Here is a 3,034-nt window from a genome sequence, read left to right on the forward strand (position 1 = left end):
GGCGCCGGTTGTATTTGCGGAAGATGCGGCGCCGGAAAGAGAGTCAACGGATTATATCAATTTGTTGAAAAACGGCGGATTTGAGGAGGGGAAAGATGGCGCTCCGGCCGATTGGAGATATTATGGCGGCTCCGTTCCCGGCGACTGGGAGTTGAGCCGGACCACCCATGAGGGGAAACAAGGCCTCCGTCTCCGGTCGGATAAGGACGGGTATCATGGCGGTTTTTCTCAGCATTGCAAGTTTGAAGGCAACCGGAAATATAAAATATCGGCCTGGATAAAGGCCGGACTCTCTGAGGGGGGGAAAGCAAGGGCGCTGATTATTGACGGCAACTGTGTTTGCATGCAGGACGGACAAAGGACAAACAAGTATTGGGGAGTCAGGGCGGGGGAGAAGACGGGTGATTTTGACTGGCAGTATGTTGAGAAAACATTTGAAACGCCCGTAAATATGCTGGGGACATGCAATGCTCCCGTGTATCTGGTGCTGTTTTACGGCCGGGGCGAGGTATACGTGGACGATGTGCGGCTGGTTGATTTAGGGCCGGTCAAGCTTGGCAAGGAAGTATATTCGCTGACATTTGAAAATCCCGCGGCATGGAAACAGTCGGCGCACGTTAATGAAGAGCCGGCCGAAGCGCCGGAAGGGGTTTTGCTTCAGAGCGACGCTAAAAACGCGTGCGAGGGCAAGCCGGGCTTGAAATTGAGGTATGTTTTTACTTCGGCCAAACATGACGCGGTCATGCTGACGGCGGACGCGTCCATTGCCGGGGGAACGATGCTGGCATTGCGGGTATATGGGGACGGTTCCGGGCATGAACTGGACGCGGTGTTGTATGACAAGAGCGGGGAGGCGCATTATCTGCCGCTCGGGCTGGTTTATTGGCGGGGGTGGAAGACGGTGTACAAATCATTTGCCGATCTGATCAGGGGGCCGGAGAGCAAGTGGGACGTGTCGTGCGAGCATTGGGGCGGGGACAAGAACCAGACCCTGGAGTTGCCCATAACGCGGGTAACTATCGGCCTGAACGACCAGCCGGACGGTTTCAAGGGCAAGGGTGAAATAACGTTCGGGTGGCTGAAGATTTACGAATAACAGCCAGGTATCAAATTGCCGCAAAAGAGCGCAAAATCGTGGGTAGGAGCCGAACCCCTGTTCGGCGATGCATCTGGTGTTTGGAATCGCCGCATGGGGATGCGGCTCCTACCTCTGCGGTTAATTGCACCGCCCGCTGCGCTGGAGACGCGGAGCGCGCCGAGATAAGGAGCGCCACCCCGCTGGCGCGATGATTTGCCTCGGCGGGGCGAGTTTCCTTTGGCAGAAGGCAGAAGGCGGAAGGCGGAAGGCAGAAGGCAGAAGACAAAAGAAAGGAATAAGCAAAATGAGAACAACAGCGGAGAACAGTAAGTTTCTTTCGGTTTTGAATAATCCAAAATCCAAAACCGCAAATCAAAAATTGGTTGGGCGCAAAGCCCGCGCCGGAATATTCGCGCTGGCGGCGGCGTGTTTGCTCATGGCTTGGAGCGGGCATGCGGCTGAAATGTTCGTGCCGAAGGCGGCCAAGCCGCCGGCATTGGATGGCAAGATCAGCGATGGGGAATGGAACGGCGCGGGAAAGTCGGGCAAATTCATGATCCTTGGCGATCCTGCTAACGCGGCGACGGAACAGACCGAGGCGTTCATTATGCGCGATGACGAAAATCTTTACGTTGCGTTCCGTTGTCATGAGTCGCGGATTGACAAAATGAAAGCGAAGGTAACAACCAGGAACGGCAGTGTCTGGGAAGACGATGACGTGGAATTTTTCATATGTGAGGGGGAAAATCCGGCGGATTGCCGTCAATTTGTGGTGAATTCGCTCGGCGCTCAGTGGGATTGCCGCGAGGGGAAAGAAAGCGCTTGGCGGGCCGGCGCGTTTGTTGACACCAATCGGTGGTCGGTTGAGATGGCGATTCCCTGGACATATCTGGGAATTCAGCCGGAGGAAGGGTTGCTATTCAGAGGGAATTTCTGCCGGGGACAGAAGTCAAAAGCTGAAAACAGCGCCTGGCCGGCGATCGGGAGCGGTTTGTTTGCCGATATGGAAAATTCCGTGAGAATTGTTTTCGGATCGTACAATGCGGCGGCCATGCGCGAACTGGAGGGACTGGCCGGGAAAACGGAAGCGCTGGGGGTAAGCGGGGAACTGGCCGGCGAGAAATCCGGAATTCTGAAAGAAATCAAGGGGTTGGCGGAAGAGGTGAAAACCGGGAAGAAACTGACATTCAGGGAGTGGCGCGGGGTTCAAAAGAGGACGTCTGATCTTGAAGGCAAAAAAACGGCGCTGGAGGCCAAGATGATTTCGGAGCGTTTTGCCGGCGCCGCCGCGTCAAACAAGGTCTATTTGACTTCGGATGTTTCGCGCAGCGGGTATGATCTGCCGGAAATATGGGGCGTGCGTAAAATATTAAATAAGGATTTTTGCTACAACATTACGCCGCGCGAATTTTGGGAGAAGGAGGAATTTAAAAACGAGGCGTTTGTCAGGGAATCCATGATGCGGATCAACCCCGGTTCCACCCGGGAAGAGTTTGAAGACAAGTTTTTTAATCCCCAGTCCCCAACATATCAAATGCTGAAAAAAACGGACCGTCAGTTTGTCTTGTCAGGACATGATTTCAGCGGTCCGGCGGACATGCCAACTTCGCTTTGCCGGCGCTTCCTGGCGGAATACGGCCATAGATTCGGCGGATTTCAGTCGGAGGAATCTTTCGGACATACGACGCGCGAAAGGATTTGGAAAGCGATGGCCTTGCCTTTCCCGCGCACCAGGCACGAGGCTTTTCTTGGCTTTAAGGCTTCTTATTTCGCCCATGACAACCGGTTCCGAAGCTGGTCGCTCACCTATCCTGAATTTCGCTCCTGGACTTCCACGGCCCCGGCGACTTACCTGGATCACTGGATCCTGGAAATGGGCGCGCCGTACACGGGCCAGGAAATCGGCGCGACAGGTTATTCAAGAGAACTTGGAATGTGTTTCGCGTTTTCGCGCGG

The 3,034-nt window shown here is 54.7% G+C and carries 2 protein-coding genes; both read left to right on the forward strand.

Going from position 1 to position 3,034, the window contains the following annotated elements; all coding sequences use genetic code 11:
- Positions 1-1,096 (forward strand): carbohydrate binding domain-containing protein (locus tag PHP98_12100; protein MDD5484370.1); only part of this gene is annotated, 1,096 nt, incomplete at its 5' end.
- A gap of 286 nt (positions 1,097-1,382) precedes the next feature.
- Positions 1,383-3,034, forward strand: a 1,652-nt coding sequence (locus PHP98_12105; protein MDD5484371.1) for a carbohydrate-binding family 9-like protein, incomplete at its 3' end; no start/stop codon positions are given.

Source organism: Kiritimatiellia bacterium, from assembly GCA_028715905.1.
In the GTDB taxonomy this organism is placed as follows: Bacteria; Verrucomicrobiota; Kiritimatiellia; order JAAZAB01; family JAAZAB01; genus JAQUQV01.